Origin of the sequence: Curtobacterium sp. MCJR17_020, assembly GCF_003234365.2 — a bacterium.
GTDB lineage: Bacteria > Actinomycetota > Actinomycetes > Actinomycetales > Microbacteriaceae > Curtobacterium.
Map to the genome: position 1 here is coordinate 2,271,103 of NZ_CP126260.1, position 21,660 is coordinate 2,292,762.

Below are 21,660 nucleotides of genomic sequence, written 5' to 3' on the forward strand. Positions count from 1 at the left end.
GGGTGGGTATCTGTCCGCGAACGACGCGGACTACTTCTTCTTCGACGAGAGGGCGTCGGCGCCGCCGACGATCTCGGAGATCTGCTGCGTGATCTCCGCCTGACGCGCGTTGTTCGCGAGTCGGGTGAAGTCACGGATCAGCGAGTCCGCGTTGTCGCTGGCCGCCTTCATCGCCTTCTGACGGGCGGCGTGCTCGGAAGCAGCCGACTGCAGCATGGCGTTGAAGATGCGGCTCTCGATGTAGACCGGGAGCAGCGAGTCGAGCACCGCATCGGCGTCCGGCTCGAACTCGTAGAGCGGCAGGGGCTCGTTGCCCTCGGGCTCCTCGACCCCTTCGACGACCTCGAGGGGCAGCAGGCGAACGACCTGCGGCTCCTGCGTCGCCAGGCTGAGGAACCGGTTGAACACGATGTGGATCTCGTCCACGCCGCCCTCTGCGGTGTCCTGGAGGAACTTCGACACGACGGCGTCGCCGATCTCCTTGGCCGTCGAGAACTCGGGCTGGTCGGTGTTGCCGACCCACTGCTGCTCCGACGCACGCTCACGGAACGCGAAGTACCCGACGGACTTGCGGCCGACCAGGTAGTAGACGACGTCCTTGCCCTCGCTGCGGAGCAGGGAGGCGAGCTCCTCGCCCTGCTTGAGGACGTTCGTGCTGAACGCGCCGTTCAGGCCGCGATCCGAGGTGAAGAGCACCACGGCCGCACGGGTCGAGGACTCCGGCTCGGTGGTCAGCACGTGGTCGACGTTCGAGAACGTCGCCACGGCCGACACCGCACGCGTCACGGCTCGCGAGTACGGGCCGGACGCAGCCATGCGGGCCTGCGCCTTCTGGATCCGCGACGCCGAGATCAGTTCCATCGCGCGAGTGACCTTCTTCGTGGTCTTCGCGGACTTGATTCGCTGTCGGTAGACCCGGACCTGCGCTGCCATCTAGCGACGACCCTTGACGATCTGCTCCTGGTCGACGTCCTCGGCGTCTGCCGCATCGAACTGCTCGGAGCCGAGGGTCTTGCCGTCGCTCGTCTGGAAGCTCTTCGAGAACTCGTCGATCTGCTTCGACATCTCGGCGACGGTCTCGTCGCTGAGCTGGTTCGTCTCGCGCAGGGTCGTGAGGACCTCGGAGTTGCGACGCAGGTGGTCGAGCAGTTCGGACTCGAAGCGCAGCACGTCCGGCACCGGGACGGTGTCGAGCTTGCCGTTGGTGCCGGCCCAGATCGAGACGACCTGCTCCTCGACCGGGTACGGCGAGTACTGCGGCTGCTTGAGGAGCTCGGTCAGGCGGGCACCACGGTCCAGCTGGCGACGCGACGCCTGGTCGAGGTCGGACGCGAACATCGCGAACGCCTCGAGGGAGCGGTACTGCGCCAGCTCGAGCTTCAGCGTGCCGGAGACCTTCTTGATCGACTTCACCTGGGCGTCACCACCGACGCGGGACACCGAGATGCCCACGTCGACGGCCGGACGCTGGTTCGCGTTGAAGAGGTCCGACTGCAGGAAGATCTGGCCGTCGGTGATGGAGATGACGTTGGTCGGGATGTACGCCGAGACGTCGTTCGCCTTGGTCTCGATGATCGGGAGACCCGTCATCGAACCGGCGCCGAGCTCGTCGGACAGCTTCGCGCAACGCTCCAGCAGACGGGAGTGCAGGTAGAAGACGTCACCCGGGTACGCCTCGCGCCCCGGCGGACGACGCAGGAGGAGCGACACGGCGCGGTAGGCCTCAGCCTGCTTCGACAGGTCGTCGAAGATGATGAGGACGTGCTTGCCGGAGTACATCCAGTGCTGGCCGATGGCCGAGCCGGTGTACGGGGCGAGGTACTTGAAGCCGGCCGGGTCGGACGCGGGGGCGGCGACGATGGTGGTGTACTCCATCGCGCCGGCGTCCTCGAGCGCACCCTTGACGGAGGCGATCGTGGAGCCCTTCTGGCCGATGGCGACGTAGATGCAGCGGACCTGCTTCTCCTCGTCGCCGGACTCCCAGTTGGCCTTCTGGTTGATGATCGTGTCGATCGCGATGGCCGTCTTGCCGGTCTGGCGGTCGCCGATGATCAGCTGGCGCTGACCACGGCCGACGGGGATCATCGCGTCGATGGCCTTGATGCCGGTCTGCAGCGGCTGGTGGACCGACTTGCGGGCCATGACGCCGGGAGCCTGGAGCTCGAGGGCGCGACGGCCCTCTGCAGCGATCTCGCCGAGACCGTCGATCGGGGCGCCGAGCGGGTCGACGACGCGACCGAGGAAGGCGTCGCCGACGGGGGCGGAGAGGACCTCACCCGTGCGGGTGACCTCCATGCCCTCTTCGATGCCGGCGAACTCGCCGAGCACGATGGCGCCGATCGAGTCTTCGTCGAGGTTCTGCGCGAGGCCGAGCGTGCCGTCCGCGAAGCGGATGAGCTCGTTCGCCATGACGCCGGGGAGACCCTCGACGTGGGCGATGCCGTCACCGGCGTCGGTGACGTGCCCGACCTCGGCCGTGGAGGCCTTCGTCGGCTCGTAGTTCGAGACGAAGTCCTTCAGGGCATCACGGATCTCATCGGGGCTGATGGTGATGTCTGCCATGGGATTTTCCTTGTGGTTTTCCGGGGCCCTTCGGCTCCGAGAGGGTGACGCTGCCGGACACGGCAGTTCCCGTTGTGGACTTGGGGAGGAGCGGCTTCGACCGTACGCCTAGCCGGCGAGCTGGAGCCGGAGCTCCGAGAGTCGCGTGGACACGGTGCCGTCGATGACGTCGCCGCCGATCTGCACCCGGACCCCGCCGACGACCGTGGGGTCGACGACCTGGTTGATGCTGATGTCCTTGCCGTACCGCTCGGACAGACCGCGCGTGACGCGAGCCGACTGGGCGATCGTCAGGGGCGTCGCCGTGACCACGGTCGCGACGAGCTTGCCGGCCTGCTCCGCCACGATGCGCGAAGCATCGCGGACGATCTCACCGATGCGGCGGCCGCGAGGCTGCTGCACCATGGCCGACACGATCGTGATCGTCTGCTCGGATGCCTTGGCACCGAGGAGCCGCTCGACGAGTGCGCCCTTCTGCTGCGCGCTGCCGAGCTTCGTGCCGAGCGCCAGCTCGAGGCCGGCGTCCGAACGGACAGCGGTCTCGAAGGCGAACAGCTCCGACTCGATCGACGAGTCCGGACCCGCGGTGGCGGCGACGGCGCGGATGCCCGCGTCCTCGATGCCGGCGAGCAGGTCCTGCTGCGAGGACCAGCGCGAGCCGGCCACCGCGGTCAGGACCGCACGCGTGGCGTCCGACTGGCTGGCGAAGACACGGTCGATGAGGACCTTCTTGCCGGCCGGGTCGGCCGTCGGGTCGGACAGCAGCCCGAGCAGCTGCGGCGCACCGGCGATCGCACGCCCGGAGGCGAGGATCTCGGCACCCGCGGCCAGGCCGGCGTTCGAACCGAGGTCCGACAGCACCGCCCTGGTGGACGCGAGTGCTTCTCTGGTAGCGCTGCGCATGCTCAGTGCTCCCCCGTCTTCGTGGCCTGCGAGGCCTCGAGGTCGGCGAGGAAGCGGTCGACCACTGCGGTCGACTTGGCGTCGTCCTTGAGCGATTCGCCGATCACGCCGGACGCGAGGTCGAGGGCAAGGGTGCCCACCTCGGACCGGAGGGACTGGACGGCGCTCTGGCGCTCGGCCTCGATCTGCGCCTGGGCGTTGGCCGTGATGCGTGCTGCATCGGCCGCTGCCTGCTCGCGGACCTCGTTGCCGATCGCCGTGGCGTCGGCGCGGGCCTGCTCGCGGATGCGGGACGCCTCGGAGCGGGCGTCGGCGAGCTGCTTGTTGTACTCGTCGAGCGCAGCAGCGGCCTGCTCCTGAGCAGCCTCTGCCTTCTTGATGCCACCCTCGATGGCCTCAGTGCGCTCATCGAGCATCTTCGTGATGCGCGGCGTGACGACACGCCACATCACCACGAGGATGATGAGGAAGGCCACCGCGGACCACACGATGTCGTACAGCGGCGGAATGAGGGGATTGTGCGTCTCCTCCGCCGCGATGATGAGTGCGTTGTGCATCGAGGAACCTTAGTTCGTGAAGATGAAGTACGTGGCGATGCCGATGAAGGCCAGGGCCTCGGTGAAGGCGATACCGATGTACATGAGGGTCGTCAGGCGGCCCTGGAGCTCGGGCTGGCGGGCGACGGACTCGATCGTCTTGCCGACGACGATGCCGACACCGATAGCCGGGCCGATCGCAGCGAGGCCGTAGCCAACCGTCGCGATGTTGCCGTTGATCTCCGCGAGAACGGTCGTTGCGTCCACGTGTTTTCCTTTCGAGGTGCGGGTCCGACGGTTGCCGGTCCCGTAGGGGGTCAGTGAGGAATCAGTGCTCGTCAGCCAGCGCCAGCTGGATGTAGACGGCGGTGAGGAGCATGAAGACGTAGGCCTGCAGCAGCGCGACGAGGATCTCGAAGAAGCTGAACGCGATGCCGAACGCGAGGGTCCCGACGCCGAAGGCCTTGAAGCCGAGCGAAGCGTCGAAGAAGAAGAACTGCGTGGCCGAGAAGAACAGGACGAGCAGCAGGTGCCCGACGACCATGTTCATCAGGAGTCGCAGGGTGAGCGTCACCGGACGGAGCACGAAGGTCGAGACGAGCTCGATCGGCGTCACGATGATGTAAAGGAACCACGGCACCCCGGGCGGGAAGAGCGAGTTCCGGAGGAACGTGCCCGGGTGCTTGCGCAGGCCGGCGTAGATGAACGCGACGTAGGCGACGATCGCGAGGATCATCGGCATCGCGATGCGACTGGTGCCGGCGAGGTTCATGCCCGGGATCAGACCGGTCAGGTTCATGAACAGCACGCCGAAGAAGATCGTCGCCAGGAGCGGCAGGAATCGCTTGCCGTCCTTCTCTCCGAGGTTGTCGAAGGTGTTGCGACGAACGACGTCGAACGCGTACTCGATGAACGCCTGACCGCGGTTCGGGACGAGCTTCAGCGCACGGGTTCCCACGAAGGCGAACACCAGGAGCACGGCGACGGCGAAGAAGCGGATGAGGACGACCCGATCGATCTCGAACGGCGTCCCGGCGAAGAAGATCGCATCCGGGAAGAACTCGTTGATCGACGGACCATGGAACTCGGCGGCCTTGCTGCTCCCCGCCGCAACGGTGTCAACCGCAGCAGAGAGGGACAGGGGAAGAGCGTGGGATAGCAGCGCTGTCTCCTGTGTCGGCGCGCGCACATCATGGCACGCGATGGTGGACGTTGTGGAGGCTTGCCCGCTCCGAGCGAAAGGCTCCGGTGGCGGACTCCGAGAAGCCTATCAGGTGCGAGAGGCTTCCCGGCTTCTCAGTTGCGAGGGGTCGGGTTCTCAGCGTCCGCGGAGCCATCGGCCCCGTCGCCTGGCAGCTGCACGCCGATCGGGATGCGGGCCTTCGCCACCGCGACGACGTCGATGACCAGGGACCCGACGACCCCCGCGATGATCACGATCGCGAGCACCGGGAAGTCCACCCAGGTGCGGTCCTTCAGCGCCACGAGCAGCACGATGAAGACGATGAACTTGAGCAGCCAGGTGCCCATCACGATGCCGAAGAAGGCACCCGAGATCATCTGTCCCTTGGAGACGCGCAGCGCGACGAGGACACTGACCGCGGTGAGGCCGAGGAACACCACGCTGAGCACGGCTCCGAGCAGGCCGCCGACGAGCCCGGGAGTGTCGGCGACGAGCAGTCCCACGACTCCCCCGACGATCGCCAGGGCGACCGCGAGCACGGCGCCCCACGTGATGATGCGGCGGAACACCGGCCGGACGTGGTCGAGCGCGTTCGGTGCGGTCACGTGATGTCTCCTGGGATCGTGCGGTCGTTGGCGGCCCGGTCGAGCGGGTCGAGGCTTGCGTCCACCACGGCGGCGGAGCGGTTGGCGGTCTGGGCGGCGATCTCGGTCCGCTTCCGGCCGAGCGGCGCGAACGTGGCGACGGCGCACACGGTGAAGCCGACCGCGACGAAGGCGACCACCCAGTACCAGTCCACGAACAGGAACAGCAGGCACCCGACCGCGACGGTGGCGGTCCACGCGTAGAAGATCAGCACGGCGTGGAAGTGCGAGTGCCCCATGTCGAGCAGACGGTGGTGCAGGTGCTTGCGGTCAGCCGAGAACGGGGACTTCCCGGCGCTGAGCCGCCGGGTGACCGCCAGGCCGAAGTCCAGGATCGGTACGATCAGGATCGCGAAGGGCAGCAGGATCGGGATGAACGCCGGCAGCAGCGCCTGGCGTGTCTGCACCGCGGCGGGATCGATGTTCCCCGTGACCGACACCGCGCTCGTGGCCATCAGGAAGCCGACGAGCAGCGCTCCCGCGTCGCCCATGAACAGCTTCGCCGGGTGCCAGTTGAGGATGAGGAACCCGAAGCAGGACCCGACGAGCACGGCCGTCAGCAGTGACGGCAGGTTGAAGAAGAACTCGGTCTGCACGACCACGCGGTTGATGAAGAACGTGTAGAGGAAGAACACCCCGCCGGCGATGATCGCGACCCCGGCGACCAGACCGTCGAGTCCGTCGATGAAGTTCACCGCGTTCATCACGAGCACCACCGCCAGCACCGTGAAGATCAGGCTCATGTACGACGAGCCGACCCCCAGGGTGTTGCCGATCGGCAGCGACACGATCGCGACGCCCTGCCAGGCGAGGATGCCCGCGGCGATGATCTGCCCCGCGAGCTTCGTCATCCAGTCGAGGTCCCAGATGTCGTCCGCGACGCCGAGGACCACGATGATCGTCGCTCCCCCGAGCACCGCCAGCACGCGCCCGGGTTCGGAGAACACCAGCCGGAAGTAGTCGGTCCCCGCGATCGACGGGAACAGGAACCACGCCGCCAGCAGCGACACGATGACGCCGATGTACATCGCGATCCCGCCGAGGCGCGGCGTGGGCGTGCGGTGCACGTCGCGCTCGCGGACCTGGGGGTACCACTTGTACTTGAGCCCGAGCTTCCACACGAGCACGCTGACCAGGAAGCTCACGACCGCGGCGATCGCCCCCGCCAGCAGGTAGTACTTCATCCGACGAGGTCGGCCCCGACGACCCGGGTGATCTCGTCGTCGGAGATCACCCCGTGCCGGACGATGCGGAGCTTCCCGCCGTCCGACAGCCCCGTCGCGTCGACGATCGTCGACCCGGTGGAGGCCTCGAAGCCGTCGTGCTCCCCGATCGCGCCGCCGTCCAGGTACACGGCGACGCCGTCCCCGAGCATCCGCTCGGCGGCGTCGACGTCCATCGCGGCCGGATCGCCGGTCGAGTTCGCGGACGACACCGCGAGCGGCCCGACCTCTTGCAGGAGCTCGAGCGCGATCCGCGAGTCCGGCATCCGCAGGGCGACCGTGCCCCGCGTCTCGCCGAGGTCCCAGTCGAGCGACGGCTGCGCGCGCAGGATCACGGTCAGGCCGCCGGGCCAGAACTCGGCGACGAGGTCGCGCACCTGCTGCGGCACGTCGCTCGCGAGCGCGTCGAGCGTCGGCGGGCCGGGGATCAACACCGGCGGCGGCGACTGCCGCGTCCGGCCCTTCGCGTCGAGCAGCCGCTGGACGGCAGCCGCGTTGAAGGCGTCCGCGGCGAGGCCGTAGACGGTGTCGGTGGGGACGACGACGAGGTCTCCGCGCCCGAGGGCGGCACGTGCGAGCCGCATCCCGGTCAGGAGCCCGTCGGAGTCGGTGCAGTCGTATCGGGATGCCATGACTCGACGATGATAGTGCGCCACAATGGAGGACATCGTGAACGAGTCCCCTGCGCCCCGCCTCCTGTTCCTCTTCGACATGGACGACGTCCTCGTCCGCTACGACTGGCAGGTGCGGATGGCCGCACTCTCCGAGTTCACCGGACACGAGTTCGAGGAGCTCCGACGCCGCTGGTGGGACTGCGGCCACGAGATGCGTGCCGAGGCCGGCGACTTCGCCGACGGCGACGAGTACCTCGCCGCGTTCGAGCAGGCCATGGAGTGCGACGTCCCCGAGGCCGAGTGGGCGCGCATCCGCGGATCCGCGATGACCGAGCTGCCGGAACGCATCGAGGCCGTCCGGATCGCGAGCGAGCACGGGCGTGTCGGCCTGCTCACCAACAACGGGCCGCTCGCGGGGCGGTGGATCCACCAGTGGGCGCCGTCACTGCCGGGGCTGTTCGGCGAGCACCTGGACACGTCGAGCAACTTCGGCGCCCGCAAGCCCGAGCCCGAGGTCTTCCTCCGCGCGATCGAGCACCACGGCGTGCCCGCCGAGCGCACGTTCTTCGCCGACGACATGCCGGAGAACATCGCGGGTGCCCGGAGCGTCGGCATCCACGCGGTCCTGGTCGAGCGCGACACCGACCTGCGCGAGCACGTCCGCGCCTTCGTCGCGCAGCAGCGCGAGGCCTCCCCCGTCGCCTGACCGACACACCGACCGGGAGGCCCGGGGTGCGTCCGACTACCGCGTCGCGGTGGTCGTGCGGTCGCGGCCTGTCAGGTCGACGTGCGTCTCCGGGGTCCGGAACCCCCGGCGCGCCAGGACCTGCCGGACGCCGGCGCCCTGCGGCTCGGCGTGCTCGATGACGAGCGCCCCGCCGGGCACCAGCAACCGCCACGCCGTCTCGGCCAGGGCGCGCACGGCGTCGAGGCCGTCGGGTCCGCCGTACAGCGCCATCGCGGGGTCGTGGTCGCGGACCTCGGGGTCGATCGGGATCGCGTCGTCCGGCACGTACGGCGGGTTCGACACCACGACGGACACCGTGCCGTCGAGTTCGGGCAGCGCGTCGGCGAGGTCGCCCTCGACGAGTCGCACCGTGCCTCCGTGGGCGTCGATGTTCCGGCGGGTCCAGGGCAGGGCCTCGGGCGACCGCTCGACGGCGTACACGACGGCGTTCGGCACCTCGGTGTCCATCGCGATGGCGATCGCACCGCTGCCGGAGCCGAGGTCGACCGCGATCGGCGCCGGCACCGCGACCGCCCGGAGCGCGTCGATGCCGAACTGCACGACGCCCTCGGTCTCGGGGCGGGGCACGAACACGCCGGGTCCGACCGCCAGGGTCAGCGCTCGGAAGTACGCCTGCCCGGTGATGTGCTGCAGGGGTTCGCGGGTGCTCCGCCGGGCGATCGCGTGCCGGAAGCGCTCGACGTGCTCCGGAGCGATCGCGCCGCCGGTCATCGCGCGGGCCTGCACGGCACCGCGCGAGGTGTCGGTCGCCCACGCGAGCAGCAGCTCGGCGTCGACCTGTGGCGTCGGGACGCCGGATGCGACGAGCGCCGCGGCCGCCTGCTCGAGCAGGCGATCCGCGGCGAACGTGAGGGGCGTGTCGGACACGAGCCGGGCCTCCAGGCGGGGTGAGCGGTTACGCGTCCTGGTCGCCGATGGCGGCCAGACGTGCCTCTTCGTCCGCCTGGATGGCGGACTGGACGACGGGCTCGAGCGCACCGTTCATGACGCGGTCGAGGTCGTACGCCTTGTAGCCGGTGCGGTGGTCCGCGATCCGGTTCTCCGGGAAGTTGTACGTCCGGATGCGCTCCGAACGGTCCATCCCGCGGATCTGCGACTTGCGCGCGTCCGAGGCGATCGCGTCGAGCTCCTCCTGCTGCCGCGCGAGGATGCGTGCGCGGAGCACGCGCATGCCGGCCTCACGGTTCTGCAGCTGCGACTTCTCGTTCTGCATCGCCACCGTGATGCCCGTGGGCAGGTGGGTGATGCGGACGGCGGAGTCCGTCGTGTTGACGGACTGCCCGCCGGGGCCGGAGGACCGGTACACGTCGATCTTCAGGTCGTTCTGGTTGATCGCGACCTCTTCGGGCTCGTCGACCTCGGGGAACACCAGCACACCGGTCGTCGAGGTGTGGATGCGCCCCTGCGACTCGGTCTGCGGCACGCGCTGCACGCGGTGCACGCCGCCCTCGTACTTCAGGTGCGCCCAGACGCCCTGCGACGGGTCGGTCGTGTTCGACTTGATCGCGACCTGGACGTCCTTGTAGCCACCCAGGTCGGACTCGGTGCGCTCGAGGAGTTCGACCTTCCAGCCCTTGGTCTCGGCGTAGTGCGAGTACATGCGCAGGAGGTCGGCCGCGAACAGCGCCGATTCCTCGCCGCCCTCGCCGCCCTTGATCTCCATGATCACGTCGCGCCCGTCGTCGGGGTCGCGCGGGATGAGCAGCCGGCGGAGACGCTCCTGGCGCTCCGCCAACTGCTCCTCGAGCCCGGGGACCTCGTCCGCGAACGCCGAGTCCTCACGCGCGAGCTCCTGGGCGGCGGCGAGGTCGTCCCCCGCCGCCTGCCAGGACTCGTACGCGGACTTGATCTGGTTGAGCTCGGCGTAGCGCCGGTTCACCTTCTTCGCCCGGGCCGCATCGGCGTGGAGCGCGGGGTCCGACAGCTGCTGCGTCAGGTCCTCGTGTTCCGCCAGCAGCCCTGCCACCGACTCGAACACGCGTTACTCCTGGTGACCGTTGTGGTGAGCGCCGCCGGTCGTCGGGACCGACTTCTGCACCTGCACCAGGAACTCGACGTTCGACTGCGTCTCCTTGAGGTTCCGCAGCACGATCTCGAGGGCCTGCTGCGGGTCGAGCCCGGCGAGGGCTCGGCGCAGACGCCAGGTGATCTTGACCTCGTCGGCGGAGAGCAGCTGCTCCTCGCGACGGGTACCGGAGGCGTTGACGTCGACGGCCGGGAAGATCCGCTTGTCCGCCAGGTGACGGTTCAGGCGGAGCTCCATGTTGCCGGTGCCCTTGAACTCCTCGAAGATGACCTCGTCCATCTTGGAACCGGTCTCGACGAGCGCGGTGGCGAGGATGGTCAGCGAGCCGCCGTCCTCGATGTTGCGCGCGGCACCGAAGAAGCGCTTCGGCGGGTAGAGCGCCGCCGAGTCGACGCCACCGGAGAGCACGCGGCCCGACGCCGGGGTCGACAGGTTGTAGGCACGGCCGAGACGGGTGATCGAGTCGAGCAGGAGCACGACGTCGTGGCCCAGCTCCACCAGGCGCTTCGCACGCTCGATGGCGAGCTCGGCGACCGTGGTGTGGTCCTCGGCCGGACGGTCGAAGGTCGAGGCGATGACCTCGCCCTTCACCGTGCGCTGCATGTCGGTGACCTCTTCGGGCCGCTCGTCGACGAGGACGACCATGAGGTGCGCCTCGGGGTTGTTCTTCGCGACGGCGTTGGCGATGGCCTGCAGCACGACGGTCTTGCCGGCCTTGGGCGGCGAGACGATGAGGCCGCGCTGGCCCTTGCCGATCGGCGACACGAGGTCGATGATGCGGGTGCTCAGCTTGCCCGGCTCCGTCTCGAGACGCAGGCGCTCGTTCGGGTACAGCGGGGTGAGGTCCGAGAACTCGACGCGGGCCGCTGCTTCTTCGGCGGTCTGCCCGTTGACCGAGTCGACGGTCACGAGCGCGTTGTACTTCTGACGGCTCTGCTGCTCGTTGTCACGGGGCTGCTTGATCGAGCCGACGACGGCGTCGCCCTTGCGCAGGTGGTACTTCTTCACCTGGCCGAGGGAGACGTAGACGTCGTTCGGTCCGGGCAGGTAGCCGGTGGTGCGGACGAACGCGTAGTTGTCGAGGACGTCGAGGATGCCCGCGATCGGGATCAGGACGTCGTCCTCGGTGACCTCGGGCTCGAAGTCGTCGTTCTGGCCGCCACGGCCGCGCTTGCGGTCACGCTGGCGACGGCTGCGGCCGCCCTCGGTGTCGTCGGCGTTCTGCTGGGCCTGCTGGCCCTGCTTCTGCTGACCGTTCTGCTTCTGCTGGTTCGCCGCCTGCTGCTTCTGCTCGGCGCGGTCGTCCTGCTTCGCGTCGCGCTGCTTGGCGTCGCCCTGCTTCGGGTCGCCCTGCTTGGCGTCGGCCTGCTTCTGCTGGTCGCCGCCGTTCTGCTTCTGCTGGCCGCCCTGCTGGTGCTGCTGGCCGTCCTGCTGATCACCGTTCTGCTCGCCGTTCTCGGCGTTCTGCCCACGGCCACGACCGCGGCCACGGCTGCGACGGCCGCGACGCGAACCGCCCTCACCGTTCTGGTCGTTCTGGTCGTGCTGCTCGCCGGAGTCGGCGGCACCGGACTGGTCCTGCGACTCGCCGTCGGTGCTCTGCTGCTCGGTGCGCGCCGGCTGCTCCGCGCGGGCCGGCTGGTCGGTCTGGGCAGGGGCCGAGGTCGGCGTCTGCTGCTCGGCCGACTCGTTCGGCTGCTGGGCCTGCTGGTCGGCACCGCGCTGGCCGCGGCCGCGACGCTGCCCACCGGTCTGCGTCTGCGCGGCTTCCTGGGCGTCCTTCTCGGCACGCACCTGGTCGAGGCCCGCGAGCAGGTCCTCGGTGCCGGTGTGGCCGGCGTTGGTGTGCTCGGCGGCCGAGGTCGGACCGGCGTTCACGGTGCCGCCGGAGGATGCGCGGCGCGAACGGCGGGCACGCGACGGCGCGGCCGGCTCGGACTCGACGGCGGGGGCCTCGGGGTCGGCGACCGGAGCGGTCGGTGCCTCGGCTGCGGGCTCCGGCAGCGTCGGCTGCTCGGTCACCGGCGCCGCGGCGGGGGTCGTGGCGGGCGCTGCCGCGGCGGGGACGTCGTCCGTGACGGGGCGCTTGTCCTCGATGGAGGCGATGAGGTCGCCCTTGCGGAGCTTGGAGAGCCCGGTGATGCCGAGCGAGGAGGCGATGCGCTGGAGTTCCGGCAGTCGGAGGGCGCGCAGGTCGCTGGGGATCTCCACCTGGGCGGAGTTGTTGTCGGTCAAGGTCGGTGTTTCCTTTCGAACCGCAGAACGCGGAGAGTTTCCACCGTCCCGGATGCACGGGTATGCATCGACCGCCGTTCAGACGACGGACCGGGATTCGGTGATCAGAAAGAGAGTGCCCCCGCGCACCGGACCCTGCGTTGCGTCGGAGCTGGCCACGGGATGGACCCCATGGCACGAGCAGTCCGGGCGACTACGCGGGTTCGGCTTCGAGCGCCGAGTGCGCCACCACTGTAGCACCACCGAGATCGACGGCCAGCATGAGCGCCCGCCAGTCGGATTCCCCGTGCCGGGCGACGAGATCCGCGGCGGTGAGCCGTTGCGCCGGGTCGCTGCCGAGCACGAGCAGGCTCGGTCCCGCCCCGGACACGACGGCCGCGAGCCCGTGCTGACGGAGCAGTCCGATCAGCGCGTCGGTCTCCGGCATCGCGCTGGCCCGGTAGGCCTGGTGCAGACGGTCCTCGGTCGCGGCGAGCAGGAGCTCGGGGCTCTGGATGAGCGCGGCGACGAGCAGTGCGGAGCGGGAGACGTTGAACGCGGCGTCGGCGTGCGGGACGTTCTCGGGCTGCAGGGAGCGGGCCAGCTTCGTCGACAGCGTGGACGTCGGCACGAACACGACCGGTGCGACACCGCGGTGCACCAGGAGCCGCTTGTAGGCGGGTCCTTCGGCCGTCATCCACGCGATGGTGAGCCCACCGAACAGTGCGGGGGCGACGTTGTCCGGGTGCCCCTCCATCTCGGTGGCCAGGCTGAGCAGCGTCGAGGCGTCCAGGTCGACGACGCCCTCGAGCAGCCCGCGGGCCGCCATCAGGCCGGCGACGATCGCGGCCGCCGAGGAACCGAGCCCACGGCCGTGCGGGATCGCGTTCGTGGCGTGCAGTTCGAGGCCGGGCTGGTCGACGCCGGCGTGCTCGAGGCCGCGGCGGACGGCGCGCACGACCAGGTTCGTGTCGTCGGTGGCGACCTCGCCCGCACCGACGCCCTGCACCGTGACGGTGGCACCGGGTTCCGGGCGGACCCGGACGACGACCTCGTCGTACAGCGAGAGCGCGAGGCCGAGCGAGTCGAACCCCGGGCCGAGGTTCGCGGACGTCGCCGGCACGCGGACGCGCACGGCCCGTCCGGCGGGCACAGCGTGGACCGCCCGTCCGGCCGGTACAGCACTGTGGGCGATGACGCCCTCCCCCGGTCCGGACGAGCGGTCGAGGCTCACTGCGCCGCGACCAGTCCGAGCACGTCCGCGATCGACTTGGTGTCGACCGGCACGCTCGTCGGGGTGACCTCGCTGCCGTCCTCGGTGCGCAGGGCCCACTGCGGGTCCTTCAGCCCGTGGCCGGTGACGGTGATGACGACCTTCGCGCCCTTCGGCACGATGCCGGCGTCGGCGCGCTCGAGCAGCCCGGCGACACCGATCGCCGACGCGGGCTCGACGAAGACGCCGACCTCGGCCGACAGGATGTGGTGCGCGGCGAGGATGGCCTCGTCCGAGATGGCGCCGAAGTAGCCGTCGGTCTCGTCGCGGGCTTCGAGGGCGAACTGCCACGAGGCCGGGTTGCCGATGCGGATCGCCGACGCGATGGTGTCCGGGTTCTTGACGACCTCGCCGCGGACGATCGGCGCGGAGCCGGCCGCCTGGAAGCCGAACATGCGCGGGAGCTTCGTCGTGCGACCGGCGGCCACGTCCTCGCGGTAGCCGCGCGAGTACGCGGTGTAGTTGCCCGCGTTGCCGACCGGCAGGAAGTGGAAGTCCGGGGCGTCGCCGAGCACGTCGACGACCTCGAACGCGGCGGTCTTCTGGCCCTCGATGCGGTCGTTGTTGACCGAGTTGACGAGGTGCACCGGGTAGTTCGCCGCCAGGTCCCGGGCGATGTCGAGGCAGTCGTCGAAGTTTCCCTGGACCTGCAGCAGCTGCGCGTCGTGCGCGACGGCCTGGCTGAGCTTGCCCATGGCGATCTTGCCCTCGGGCACGAGCACCGCGGCGGTGATGCCGGCGTGCGTGGCGTACGCGGCGGCCGAGGCGCTCGTGTTGCCGGTCGAGGCGCAGATGACGGCCTTCGCACCGTGCTCGACGGCCTTCGAGATCGCCATCGTCATGCCGCGGTCCTTGAAGGACCCGGTCGGGTTCATGCCCTCGAACTTGACGTAGACCTCGGCGCCGGTGCGCTCGGAGAGCCGACGAGCCGGGATGAGGGGCGTGCCGCCCTCACCGAGCGTGACGATCGGCGTCGCCTCGGTCACGTCGAGTCGGTCGGCGTACTCGCGCAGGACTCCCTGCCACTGGTGGGCCATCAGGCTTCTCTCTCTGTCCGGTGGGTCGGTCTGGTTTCGGTTCGGGGTCGGCCTGGAGGCCCGTGGTGCGTCAGGCGCCGACGAAGCGCAGGACGCTGGTCACGTCCAGGACCACGTCCTCGCCGCGGAGCGTGCGGACGGTGTCCGCCAGGTCGGCTTCGCGCGCCAGGTGCGTGCCGATGACGAGCGCGGCCGTCCCCTCGGAGGCGCCCGCGGTGGTCTGCTCGACGGTCTCGACGCTCACACCGTGCTTCGCGAGCACGCCGGCGACCGTCGACAGCACGCCGGGGGCGTCCGTGACGTGCAAGGTGATCTGGTAGCGCGTGCGGACGGTGCCGATCGGGAAGACGGGCAGGTCAGACTGGGTCGACTCCGCGACGCCCGGGCCGCCGATGACGTGCCGACGTGCGGCGGACACGAGGTCACCGAGCACGGCGGAGGCCGTCTCGACGCCACCGGCACCGGCACCGTAGAACATGAGGTCGCCGGCCGCTTCGGCCTCGACGAACACCGCGTTCTTCGCACCGTGCACGCTCGCCAGGGGGTGCGACTCCGGCACGAGGGCCGGGTACACCCGGGCGCTGACGCCCTCGCGGCCGTCCTCGTCGGTCAGTCGCTCGGCGGTCGCCAGGATCTTCACGACGTAGCCGGCCTTGCGCGCGGCACGGACCTGCTCGATCGTGACCGACGTGATGCCCTCGCGGTGCACCGCAGCCAGCGGCACCGAGGTGTGGAACGCCAGCGAGGCCAGGATCGCGGCCTTCTGCGCGGCGTCGTAGCCCTCGATGTCGGCGGTCGGGTCGGCCTCGGCGTACCCGAGGTCGGTCGCGGTGGCCAGGGCGTCCTCGAACGTGCTCCCCTGCCGGTCCATCAGGTCGAGGATGAAGTTCGTGGTGCCGTTGACGATGCCCATGATCCGCTCGATGCGGTCACCGGCGAGCGAGTCGTGCAGCGGTCGGATGATCGGGATCGCACCGGCGACGGCGGCCTCGTAGTACAGCTGCGCGCCGACCTGCTCGGCCACCGCGAAGAGCTCCGGACCGTGGGTCGCCAGGAGCGCCTTGTTGCCCGTGACGACGTCTGCGCCGGACTGCAGCGCCTGCAGCACGAGCGTGCGCGCGGGCTCGATGCCGCCGATCAGCTCGACGACGATGTCGGCACCGAGGATGAGCGATCCGGCATCGGTCGTGTAGAGCTCACGGGGCAGGTCGACGTCGCGCGGGGCGTCGACGTCGCGCACGGCGATCCCGACGAGTTCGAGGCCGGCACCGGCGCGCGAGGCGAGTTCGTCGGCGTGCTCGAGCAGGAGCCGCGCGACCTGGGACCCGACCGAGCCGGCCCCGAGCAGCGCGACGCGGACGTTGCGGTATTCGATCATCTGGTGTGGTTCCTGTCGGTGGGGGTGAGCCCTGTTCGTCGGGTCAGTTGCCGGTGCCGGCGTGGGGTACGGGCACGACCCCGGTGTCGCGGGCGAGGAGGTCGTCGATCGACTCGCCCCGCACGAGGATACGGGCTGCGCCGTCCGCCACGGCGACGACCGGCGGTCGGCCCACGTGGTTGTAGTTGCTCGACAGCGCCCAGCAGTACGCGCCGGTGGCCGCGACGGCGAGCAGGTCACCGCGCTGGACGTCACCCGGCAGGTACTCGTCGTTCACCACGATGTCCCCGCTCTCGCAGTGTTTCCCGACGACGCGGGTGAGCACGGCCGGCGACTCCGACGTCCGGGCGAGCCGGGCGGTGTAGTCCGCGCCGTACAGGGCTGGGCGGGCGTTGTCGCTCATGCCGCCGTCGACGGACACGTAGGTGCGGGTGGCGTGGCCGGTGTCCGCGTCGCCGGTCTCGAGGGTGACGGGCTTGATCGTCCCGACGCGGTAGAGCGTGATGCCCGCCGGCCCGACGATGTAGCGACCGGGCTCGACCGCGACCTCGGGCACCGGGATGTCCCGCTCGGCGCAGGCCTCGGCGATGATCGCGGCGAGGGCGTCGGCGACGTCCTCGGGCGCGAACGCGGAGTCGGCCTCGGTGTAGTCGATGCCCCAGCCGCCGCCGAGGTTCAGTTCGGGCACCGGACCGGTCTCGACGAGGGTGGCGTGCACGTCCATCAGGCGTCGAGCGGCCTCGCGGAACCCGGACTCGTCGAAGATCTGCGATCCGATGTGCGAGTGCAGCCCGACGAACACGAGTGAGGACTCGGCGCGCACCGCCTCGGCCGCAGCGACGGCCTCGGTGAGCGGGATGCCGAACTTCTGGTCCTCGCGCGCGGTCGCCAGGTACTCGTGGGTGGACGCGTGGACGCCGCTGTTGATGCGGATCCGCACGCGCTGCACGACCCCGGCGTCGGCAGCGGCACGGGCGACGCGCTGGACCTCCTCGTGGCTGTCGAGCACGATCGTGCCCACGCCGACCTCGACCGCGCGGGCGATCTCGGCGTCGGACTTGTCGTTGCCGTGGAAGCCGAGCATCGCCGGGTCGATCCCGGCGGCCAGGGCGACCGCGAGCTCCCCGCCGGTGCAGACGTCCACGCGCAGCTCGGCCTCGGCCATCCACGCCACGACCTGCGTCGTCAGGAACGCCTTGCCGGCGTAGTAGACGTGCGCCCGGGTGCCGATGCCCTCGAACGCCTCGGTGAACGCGTTGCGCACCCGGACCGCACGGGACTGCACGTCACGCTCGTCGACGACGTACAGCGGGGTGCCGTACTGCCGGACGAGGTCCGTCGCGGTGACACCGCCGACCGCCAGGTCGCCGTCCTCGGTCCGCGTCGCGGACGCGGGCCAGATCCGGTCCACCAGCTCGGAGGCGTCGGTCGGGAACCGCAGCCGCGGCGGTGCAAGGGGGTTCTCGCTCACGGGACCCGATCCTACCGACGCGGGGCGGGCCTCCCGTCCGTGTGACGCAGCCACGGGATCAGCCGCAGCTGCCGACCGTCTGCAGGCCCTGCTCGTTGAGCGGCAGCGCGTCCGCGGTGACGCGGACCGTCGCGTCGGCCTTCGAGACGTCGAGCGAGCGCACGCGGAGCGCCTCGGGCAGGAACTGCGCCGTGCAGACCTGCACCGGCACGTTCGTGACGCCGGGGATCGAGTCGACCTTGAGACCGAGGTCGGAGTTGGTGATGCGCACGCTCTTCGGGGTGATCGTGATGCCGCGGCCGTCGTCCTGCGCGACCACGTCGCCCTTCGCCGCGTACGTGATGTCGTAGCCGAGCACCGCCGTGGAACCGGACAGCTCGACACCGCCGTCCACCAGGGTCAGCCGGTCGAACAACGGGCTGTACTTCGACAGGTCCTTCACGCTCGACGACGCCAGGGTGACCGTGCCGTCGACGTCGTGCACGTCGCCCTTGCCGTCCACCGGGACGTCCTTCGCGGTGACGTCGGCGGCGAGCGGGATGCCGTCCACGGTGAGCTTCTCGGAGGTGATCTCGACCTGGTCGAGGGTGCCCCCGATGAGCTGCGGGATGACGATGCCGTCGGCGTGCGCCTCGACTTGGCCCGTGGTGCCGTCGGGCAGCGACTGCTCGACCTGCTGGGCGATGATGCGGTCGACGACCCCGCGCAGGACGAACTCGGCGATCACGACGAGGGCGGCGAGCACGACGACGACCACGATCAGGACGACGGGCCAGCGGCGGCGCTTGCGGGGGCGTTCGGTGGCGGCGGACATGCCTCCCACCCTGCCAGGTGGTCCCGTCAGCCTGCCTGGAGGCGCGGTGCGCGGGACGGGGCGCGGTGCGCGGGGGCGGGCCCGCTCGATCGCGCCCCGCCACGGTCATCGCGCCCCCGCACACCGGGGCGCGATGACCGTCAGGGGGCGCGTCACGACAACGGCTCGGCCGTCTGCTCGTGACGCCGCTCCGCTACATGCGGGACGGAGCACTCACGCCGAGCAGGCCGAGGCCGTTGCGGACGACCTGACCGGTGGCGTCGTTCAGCCACAGGCGCGTGCGGTGCAGGTCGGTGACGGGCTCGTCGCCGAGCGGGGTCACGCGGCAGGCGTCGTACCAGCGGTGGTACAGGCCCGCCAGCTGCTCGATGTACCGGGCGATGCGGTGCGGCTCGCGGAGCTCCGCGGCGTGGCGCACCACGCGCGGGTACTCGGCGAGGGCACCGAGCAGCGCGCCCTCGGAGTCGTGCGTCAACAGCGAGGCGTCGAACGCGGTCCGGTCGACCCCCGCGGCCTCGGCGTTGCGGGCCACCGACTGGGTGCGCGCGTGGGCGTACTGCACGTAGAAGACCGGGTTGTCGTTCGTCCGCTTCGTGAGCAGGTCGAGGTCGATGTCGATCGCGGTGTCGCTGGCGAACCGGACGAGCGAGTAGCGGCCGGCGTCGACGCCCACGGCGTCGACGAGGTCCTCCATCGTGACGATCGTGCCGGCGCGCTTGGACATGCGCATCGGCTCGCCGTCCTTGAGCAGGTTGACCATCTGCCCGATCAGGATCTCGAGGTTCGTGCCCGGCTCGTCGCCGAACGCGGCGCACATCGCCATCATCCGACCGACGTAGCCGTGGTGGTCCGCGCCGAGCATGATCAGGTTGCGCTCGAAGCCGCGCTCGCGCTTGTCGAGGTAGTACGCCAGGTCGCCGGCGATGTACGCGGGCTCGCCGTCGGACTTGATGACCACGCGGTCGCGGTCGTCGCCGAAGTCGGTCGTGCGGAGCCACTCGGCGCCCTCGGCCTCGTACATCACGCCCGCCGAACGCAGCCGGGCGATGGCGCGCTCGACGGCCTTCGACTCGTGCAGGGCGTTCTCGTGGAAGTAGACGTCGAAGTCCACGCCGAAGTCGTGCAGCGACGACTTGATGTCCGCGAACATGAAGTCGACGCCCTCGCGCCGGAAGAGTTCCTGCGCCTCGTCGCGCGGCAGGTCCTTCACGTCGACCGAGGGGTCGAGCGTCGCGATGACGCGCGCCGCGATCTCGGCGATGTACGCACCGCCGTAGCCGTCCTCCGGCGTGGGCTCACCGAGCGCCGACGCGACGAGCGACCGGGCGAAGCGGTCGATCTGCGCGCCGTGGTCGTTGAAGTAGTACTCGCGGGTGACGAGGCCGCCCTGCGCCTGGAACACGCGGGCCAGGCTGTCGCCGACCGCCGCCCAGCGCACGCCACCCATGTGGATCGGGCCGGTCGGGTTCGCCGACACGAACTCCAGGTTGATCCGGACGCCGTCGTACAGGTCGCCGTGCCCGAAGGCATCGCCGCCCTCGACGATGGTGCGGGCGATCTCACCGGCCGCTGCGGCCTCGAGCGTGATGTTGATGAACCCCGGGCCGGCGACGTCGACCGAGGCCACGCCGTCGAGCTCGGTCAGCTCGCCGGCGACCTCCGTCGCGAGCTCGCGCGGGTTCGTGCCGATGCGCTTCGCGAGCTGCATGGCGGCGTTCGAGGCCCAGTCGCCGTGCGCACGGTTCTTCGGACGCTCGAGCACCACGTGGGAGTCCCCGATCGTCACGGTCTCGGACGCGCCTCGTCGCTCGACGATCCCGGTCAGGATCGACAGGTACGCGGCGGAGAGTTCGGCAGGAGTCACGGCGGACGAGTCTACCGGGACACCCAGGTGCACGCCGGACGATGGGCCATCATGTCGGGATGACCACCCGAAGCCGTGCCCGGGCGTGCTCCGTCGCCGTCGTCACCGCCGCAGCAGCACTCGCCCTGTCGGCCTGCTCGGGCAGCGGGGACAGCGACCCGACGCCCAGCGCGACCCCGGTGGGCAAGACGGTGTCGCAGACCTGCGCCGAGCTCCTGCCGACCGAGGCCCTGTCCGTGTACGGGACGACCTTCGCGCTCGACGACTCCTCCACGCCGGCGAAGGGCTCCCCCGCCGCCACCATCGCGAAGCAGCGGGGCCGCGTCTGCCAGTTCGTCGCCACCGACGACGACACCGAGACGATCACCCTGGCCGTCGCGGACCTGCCTGAGAAGTCGCTCACGAACCTGAAGGACGCGCTGTACGACCGGGGCGGCTCGGTCCCCACCTACCGCGTCGAGGGCTACTTCGCGTTGAACGACGGCATCGGCCGCGCAGACGCCTTCGCCGACCCGTACTGGATCACCACGCAGTCGACGCTGTTCACCGAGCCCGGCGCCGCACAGCCGGTCGTCGACGCGGTGCGCGCAGCGCTGCAGCCGTCGGCGTCGGCGTCGGCGACACCCGCGGGCTGACGCGACCGCGCCGGCACGGTGCCGGGCCCGCGACGCGCGCACGGTGCGGACGGGAGGCCCGTGGCGGGCCCGCACCGCGCCTCCCGTCCGCCCTGCAGTCGCGTCTCGTGCGCGACACGCGCTGTCCAGGAGCGTGCGCCGGACCTGCTACGGTTGTTGCACCCCTTGGCCCCCATAGCTCAGGGGATAGAGCACTGCCCTCCGGAGGCAGGGGCGGAGGTTCGAATCCTCCTGGGGGCACTGTGACATCCCCGCGCAAGCAGTTGTCTTCGCTGCGCTCAGTCAGCTGCGCGCGATGCCGCCTGCGGCGACCTTCTCCCGTTGAGGCTCCTCCGGGATGGGTTGCGCATCTCGTGGCCGATGTCGGCGTTCGCGCGGATGATGAGCAGGAACGGTCGGGTCGGGGGAAGCGACTCGACAGTTTCTGCGCACGAAGAGCCCGCGCGCACCGCGCTACCCCGTGTTTCCGAGCGCGACACCCCGGTCCCCTAGGATCACGGGCCGGTCGTCCTGCACGCGACCGGGAAGAGGGAAC

Annotated in this window: 20 protein-coding genes and 1 tRNA gene; 3 read left to right on the forward strand and 18 right to left on the reverse strand. The window is 70.3% G+C overall.

The genetic code is table 11. The annotated features are described in order from the left end of the window. Nucleotides 1-30 precede the first annotated feature (30 nt). The 9 genes from DEJ14_RS10695 to DEJ14_RS10735 form a co-directional block, all read right to left on the reverse strand. Nucleotides 31-933, reverse strand: coding sequence for a F0F1 ATP synthase subunit gamma (locus DEJ14_RS10695; protein WP_111083871.1), 903 nt, complete (start codon nt 931-933; stop codon nt 31-33). Next, the gene (atpA, locus tag DEJ14_RS10700; RefSeq protein ID WP_111083870.1) at nt 934-2,562 is read right to left on the reverse strand and encodes a F0F1 ATP synthase subunit alpha; all 1,629 of its coding nucleotides are present in this window, start codon (nt 2,560-2,562) and stop codon (nt 934-936) included. It abuts the gene before it with no gap. Between the two features lie 108 nt (nt 2,563-2,670). Continuing rightward, nucleotides 2,671-3,465 carry a F0F1 ATP synthase subunit delta gene (locus tag DEJ14_RS10705; protein WP_111083869.1) on the reverse strand — a complete coding sequence of 265 codons (795 nt, stop codon included), beginning with the start codon at nt 3,463-3,465 and terminating at the stop codon, nt 2,671-2,673. 2 nt (nt 3,466-3,467) lie between these two features. Further along, nucleotides 3,468-4,022, reverse strand: coding sequence for a F0F1 ATP synthase subunit B (locus tag DEJ14_RS10710; RefSeq protein WP_111083868.1), 555 nt, complete (start codon nt 4,020-4,022; stop codon nt 3,468-3,470). 9 nt (nt 4,023-4,031) lie between these two features. Continuing rightward, entirely contained in the window at nt 4,032-4,268 is a 237-nt protein-coding gene (atpE, locus tag DEJ14_RS10715) for an ATP synthase F0 subunit C (RefSeq protein WP_027465781.1), read from the reverse strand. Between the two features lie 61 nt (nt 4,269-4,329). Continuing rightward, complete coding sequence (gene atpB, locus DEJ14_RS10720) at nt 4,330-5,190, reverse strand: F0F1 ATP synthase subunit A (RefSeq protein WP_333925860.1); 861 nt, start codon at nt 5,188-5,190, stop codon at nt 4,330-4,332. 107 nt (nt 5,191-5,297) lie between these two features. Further along, nucleotides 5,298-5,789 carry a Cg1360 family ATP-synthase-associated protein gene (locus DEJ14_RS10725; protein ID WP_111083867.1) on the reverse strand — a complete coding sequence of 164 codons (492 nt, stop codon included), beginning with the start codon at nt 5,787-5,789 and terminating at the stop codon, nt 5,298-5,300. Further along, the gene (locus tag DEJ14_RS10730; RefSeq protein ID WP_111083866.1) at nt 5,786-7,012 is read right to left on the reverse strand and encodes an MraY family glycosyltransferase; all 1,227 of its coding nucleotides are present in this window, start codon (nt 7,010-7,012) and stop codon (nt 5,786-5,788) included. Before DEJ14_RS10730 ends, DEJ14_RS10725 begins: the two co-directional genes overlap by 4 nt. Beyond that, the gene (locus DEJ14_RS10735; protein ID WP_111083865.1) at nt 7,009-7,683 is read right to left on the reverse strand and encodes an L-threonylcarbamoyladenylate synthase; all 675 of its coding nucleotides are present in this window, start codon (nt 7,681-7,683) and stop codon (nt 7,009-7,011) included. The genes DEJ14_RS10730 and DEJ14_RS10735 overlap by 4 nt, the downstream gene beginning before the upstream one ends. A 37-nt stretch (nt 7,684-7,720) precedes the next feature. On the opposite strand from DEJ14_RS10735, the gene DEJ14_RS10740 reads away from it, so the two are divergent. Beyond that, nucleotides 7,721-8,371: an HAD family hydrolase gene (locus DEJ14_RS10740; RefSeq protein ID WP_181437388.1), complete on the forward strand. Its 651-nt coding sequence runs from the start codon at nt 7,721-7,723 to the stop codon at nt 8,369-8,371. A gap of 36 nt (nt 8,372-8,407) precedes the next feature. On the opposite strand, the gene prmC is transcribed toward DEJ14_RS10740, so the two are convergent. The 9 genes from prmC to argS all read right to left on the reverse strand — a co-directional run bounded on the left by prmC (nt 8,408) and on the right by argS (nt 20,490). Continuing rightward, nucleotides 8,408-9,280 (reverse strand): peptide chain release factor N(5)-glutamine methyltransferase, encoded by an 873-nt coding sequence (prmC, locus tag DEJ14_RS10745; RefSeq protein WP_111083863.1) that lies wholly within the window; start codon nt 9,278-9,280, stop codon nt 8,408-8,410. A gap of 28 nt (nt 9,281-9,308) precedes the next feature. Further along, complete coding sequence (prfA, locus tag DEJ14_RS10750; protein ID WP_111083862.1) at nt 9,309-10,391, reverse strand: peptide chain release factor 1; 1,083 nt, start codon at nt 10,389-10,391, stop codon at nt 9,309-9,311. 3 nt (nt 10,392-10,394) lie between these two features. Continuing rightward, nucleotides 10,395-12,674, reverse strand: a complete 2,280-nt coding sequence (rho, locus tag DEJ14_RS10755) for a transcription termination factor Rho (RefSeq protein WP_111083861.1) — start codon at nt 12,672-12,674, stop codon at nt 10,395-10,397. Between the two features lie 193 nt (nt 12,675-12,867). Beyond that, a complete protein-coding gene (thrB, locus tag DEJ14_RS10760; RefSeq protein ID WP_111084152.1) occupies nt 12,868-13,806 on the reverse strand; it encodes a homoserine kinase in 939 nt (312 codons plus the stop codon). A 77-nt stretch (nt 13,807-13,883) separates the two neighbouring features. After that, complete coding sequence (gene thrC, locus DEJ14_RS10765) at nt 13,884-14,963, reverse strand: threonine synthase (RefSeq protein WP_111083860.1); 1,080 nt, start codon at nt 14,961-14,963, stop codon at nt 13,884-13,886. 70 nt (nt 14,964-15,033) lie between these two features. Continuing rightward, nucleotides 15,034-16,341 carry a homoserine dehydrogenase gene (locus DEJ14_RS10770; RefSeq protein WP_111083859.1) on the reverse strand — a complete coding sequence of 436 codons (1,308 nt, stop codon included), beginning with the start codon at nt 16,339-16,341 and terminating at the stop codon, nt 15,034-15,036. Nucleotides 16,342-16,384: 43 nt separating this feature from the next. Then, the gene (gene lysA / locus DEJ14_RS10775) at nt 16,385-17,812 is read right to left on the reverse strand and encodes a diaminopimelate decarboxylase (protein WP_111083858.1); all 1,428 of its coding nucleotides are present in this window, start codon (nt 17,810-17,812) and stop codon (nt 16,385-16,387) included. Between the two features lie 58 nt (nt 17,813-17,870). After that, nucleotides 17,871-18,626: an LmeA family phospholipid-binding protein gene (locus DEJ14_RS10780; protein ID WP_111083857.1), complete on the reverse strand. Its 756-nt coding sequence runs from the start codon at nt 18,624-18,626 to the stop codon at nt 17,871-17,873. A 193-nt stretch (nt 18,627-18,819) separates the two neighbouring features. Then, nucleotides 18,820-20,490, reverse strand: a complete 1,671-nt coding sequence (argS, locus tag DEJ14_RS10785) for an arginine--tRNA ligase (RefSeq protein ID WP_111083856.1) — start codon at nt 20,488-20,490, stop codon at nt 18,820-18,822. Between the two features lie 59 nt (nt 20,491-20,549). On the opposite strand from argS, the gene DEJ14_RS10790 reads away from it, so the two are divergent. Further along, nucleotides 20,550-21,125 carry a hypothetical protein gene (locus DEJ14_RS10790; RefSeq protein ID WP_111083855.1) on the forward strand — a complete coding sequence of 192 codons (576 nt, stop codon included), beginning with the start codon at nt 20,550-20,552 and terminating at the stop codon, nt 21,123-21,125. Nucleotides 21,126-21,293: 168 nt separating this feature from the next. Next, a tRNA-Arg gene (locus DEJ14_RS10795) sits at nt 21,294-21,365 on the forward strand. The last annotated feature ends 295 nt before the right edge of the window (nt 21,366-21,660 follow it).

Excerpts from the sequence above, each read along its gene's own strand:
- DEJ14_RS10790 (WP_111083855.1), top strand. The coding sequence starts at position 20,550 with ATGACCACCCGAAGCCGTGCCCGGGCGTGCTCCGTCGCCGTCGTCACC.
- thrC (WP_111083860.1), bottom strand. The coding sequence starts at position 14,963 with ATGGCCCACCAGTGGCAGGGAGTCCTGCGCGAGTACGCCGACCGACTC.
- DEJ14_RS10780 (WP_111083857.1), bottom strand. The coding sequence starts at position 18,626 with ATGTCCGCCGCCACCGAACGCCCCCGCAAGCGCCGCCGCTGGCCCGTC.
- atpA (WP_111083870.1), bottom strand. The coding sequence starts at position 2,562 with ATGGCAGACATCACCATCAGCCCCGATGAGATCCGTGATGCCCTGAAG.
- DEJ14_RS10705 (WP_111083869.1), bottom strand. The coding sequence starts at position 3,465 with ATGCGCAGCGCTACCAGAGAAGCACTCGCGTCCACCAGGGCGGTGCTG.
- DEJ14_RS10695 (WP_111083871.1), bottom strand. The coding sequence starts at position 933 with ATGGCAGCGCAGGTCCGGGTCTACCGACAGCGAATCAAGTCCGCGAAG.
- DEJ14_RS10730 (WP_111083866.1), bottom strand. The coding sequence starts at position 7,012 with ATGAAGTACTACCTGCTGGCGGGGGCGATCGCCGCGGTCGTGAGCTTC.
- DEJ14_RS10770 (WP_111083859.1), bottom strand. The coding sequence starts at position 16,341 with ATGATCGAATACCGCAACGTCCGCGTCGCGCTGCTCGGGGCCGGCTCG.
- DEJ14_RS10735 (WP_111083865.1), bottom strand. The coding sequence starts at position 7,683 with ATGGCATCCCGATACGACTGCACCGACTCCGACGGGCTCCTGACCGGG.
- DEJ14_RS10710 (WP_111083868.1), bottom strand. The coding sequence starts at position 4,022 with ATGCACAACGCACTCATCATCGCGGCGGAGGAGACGCACAATCCCCTC.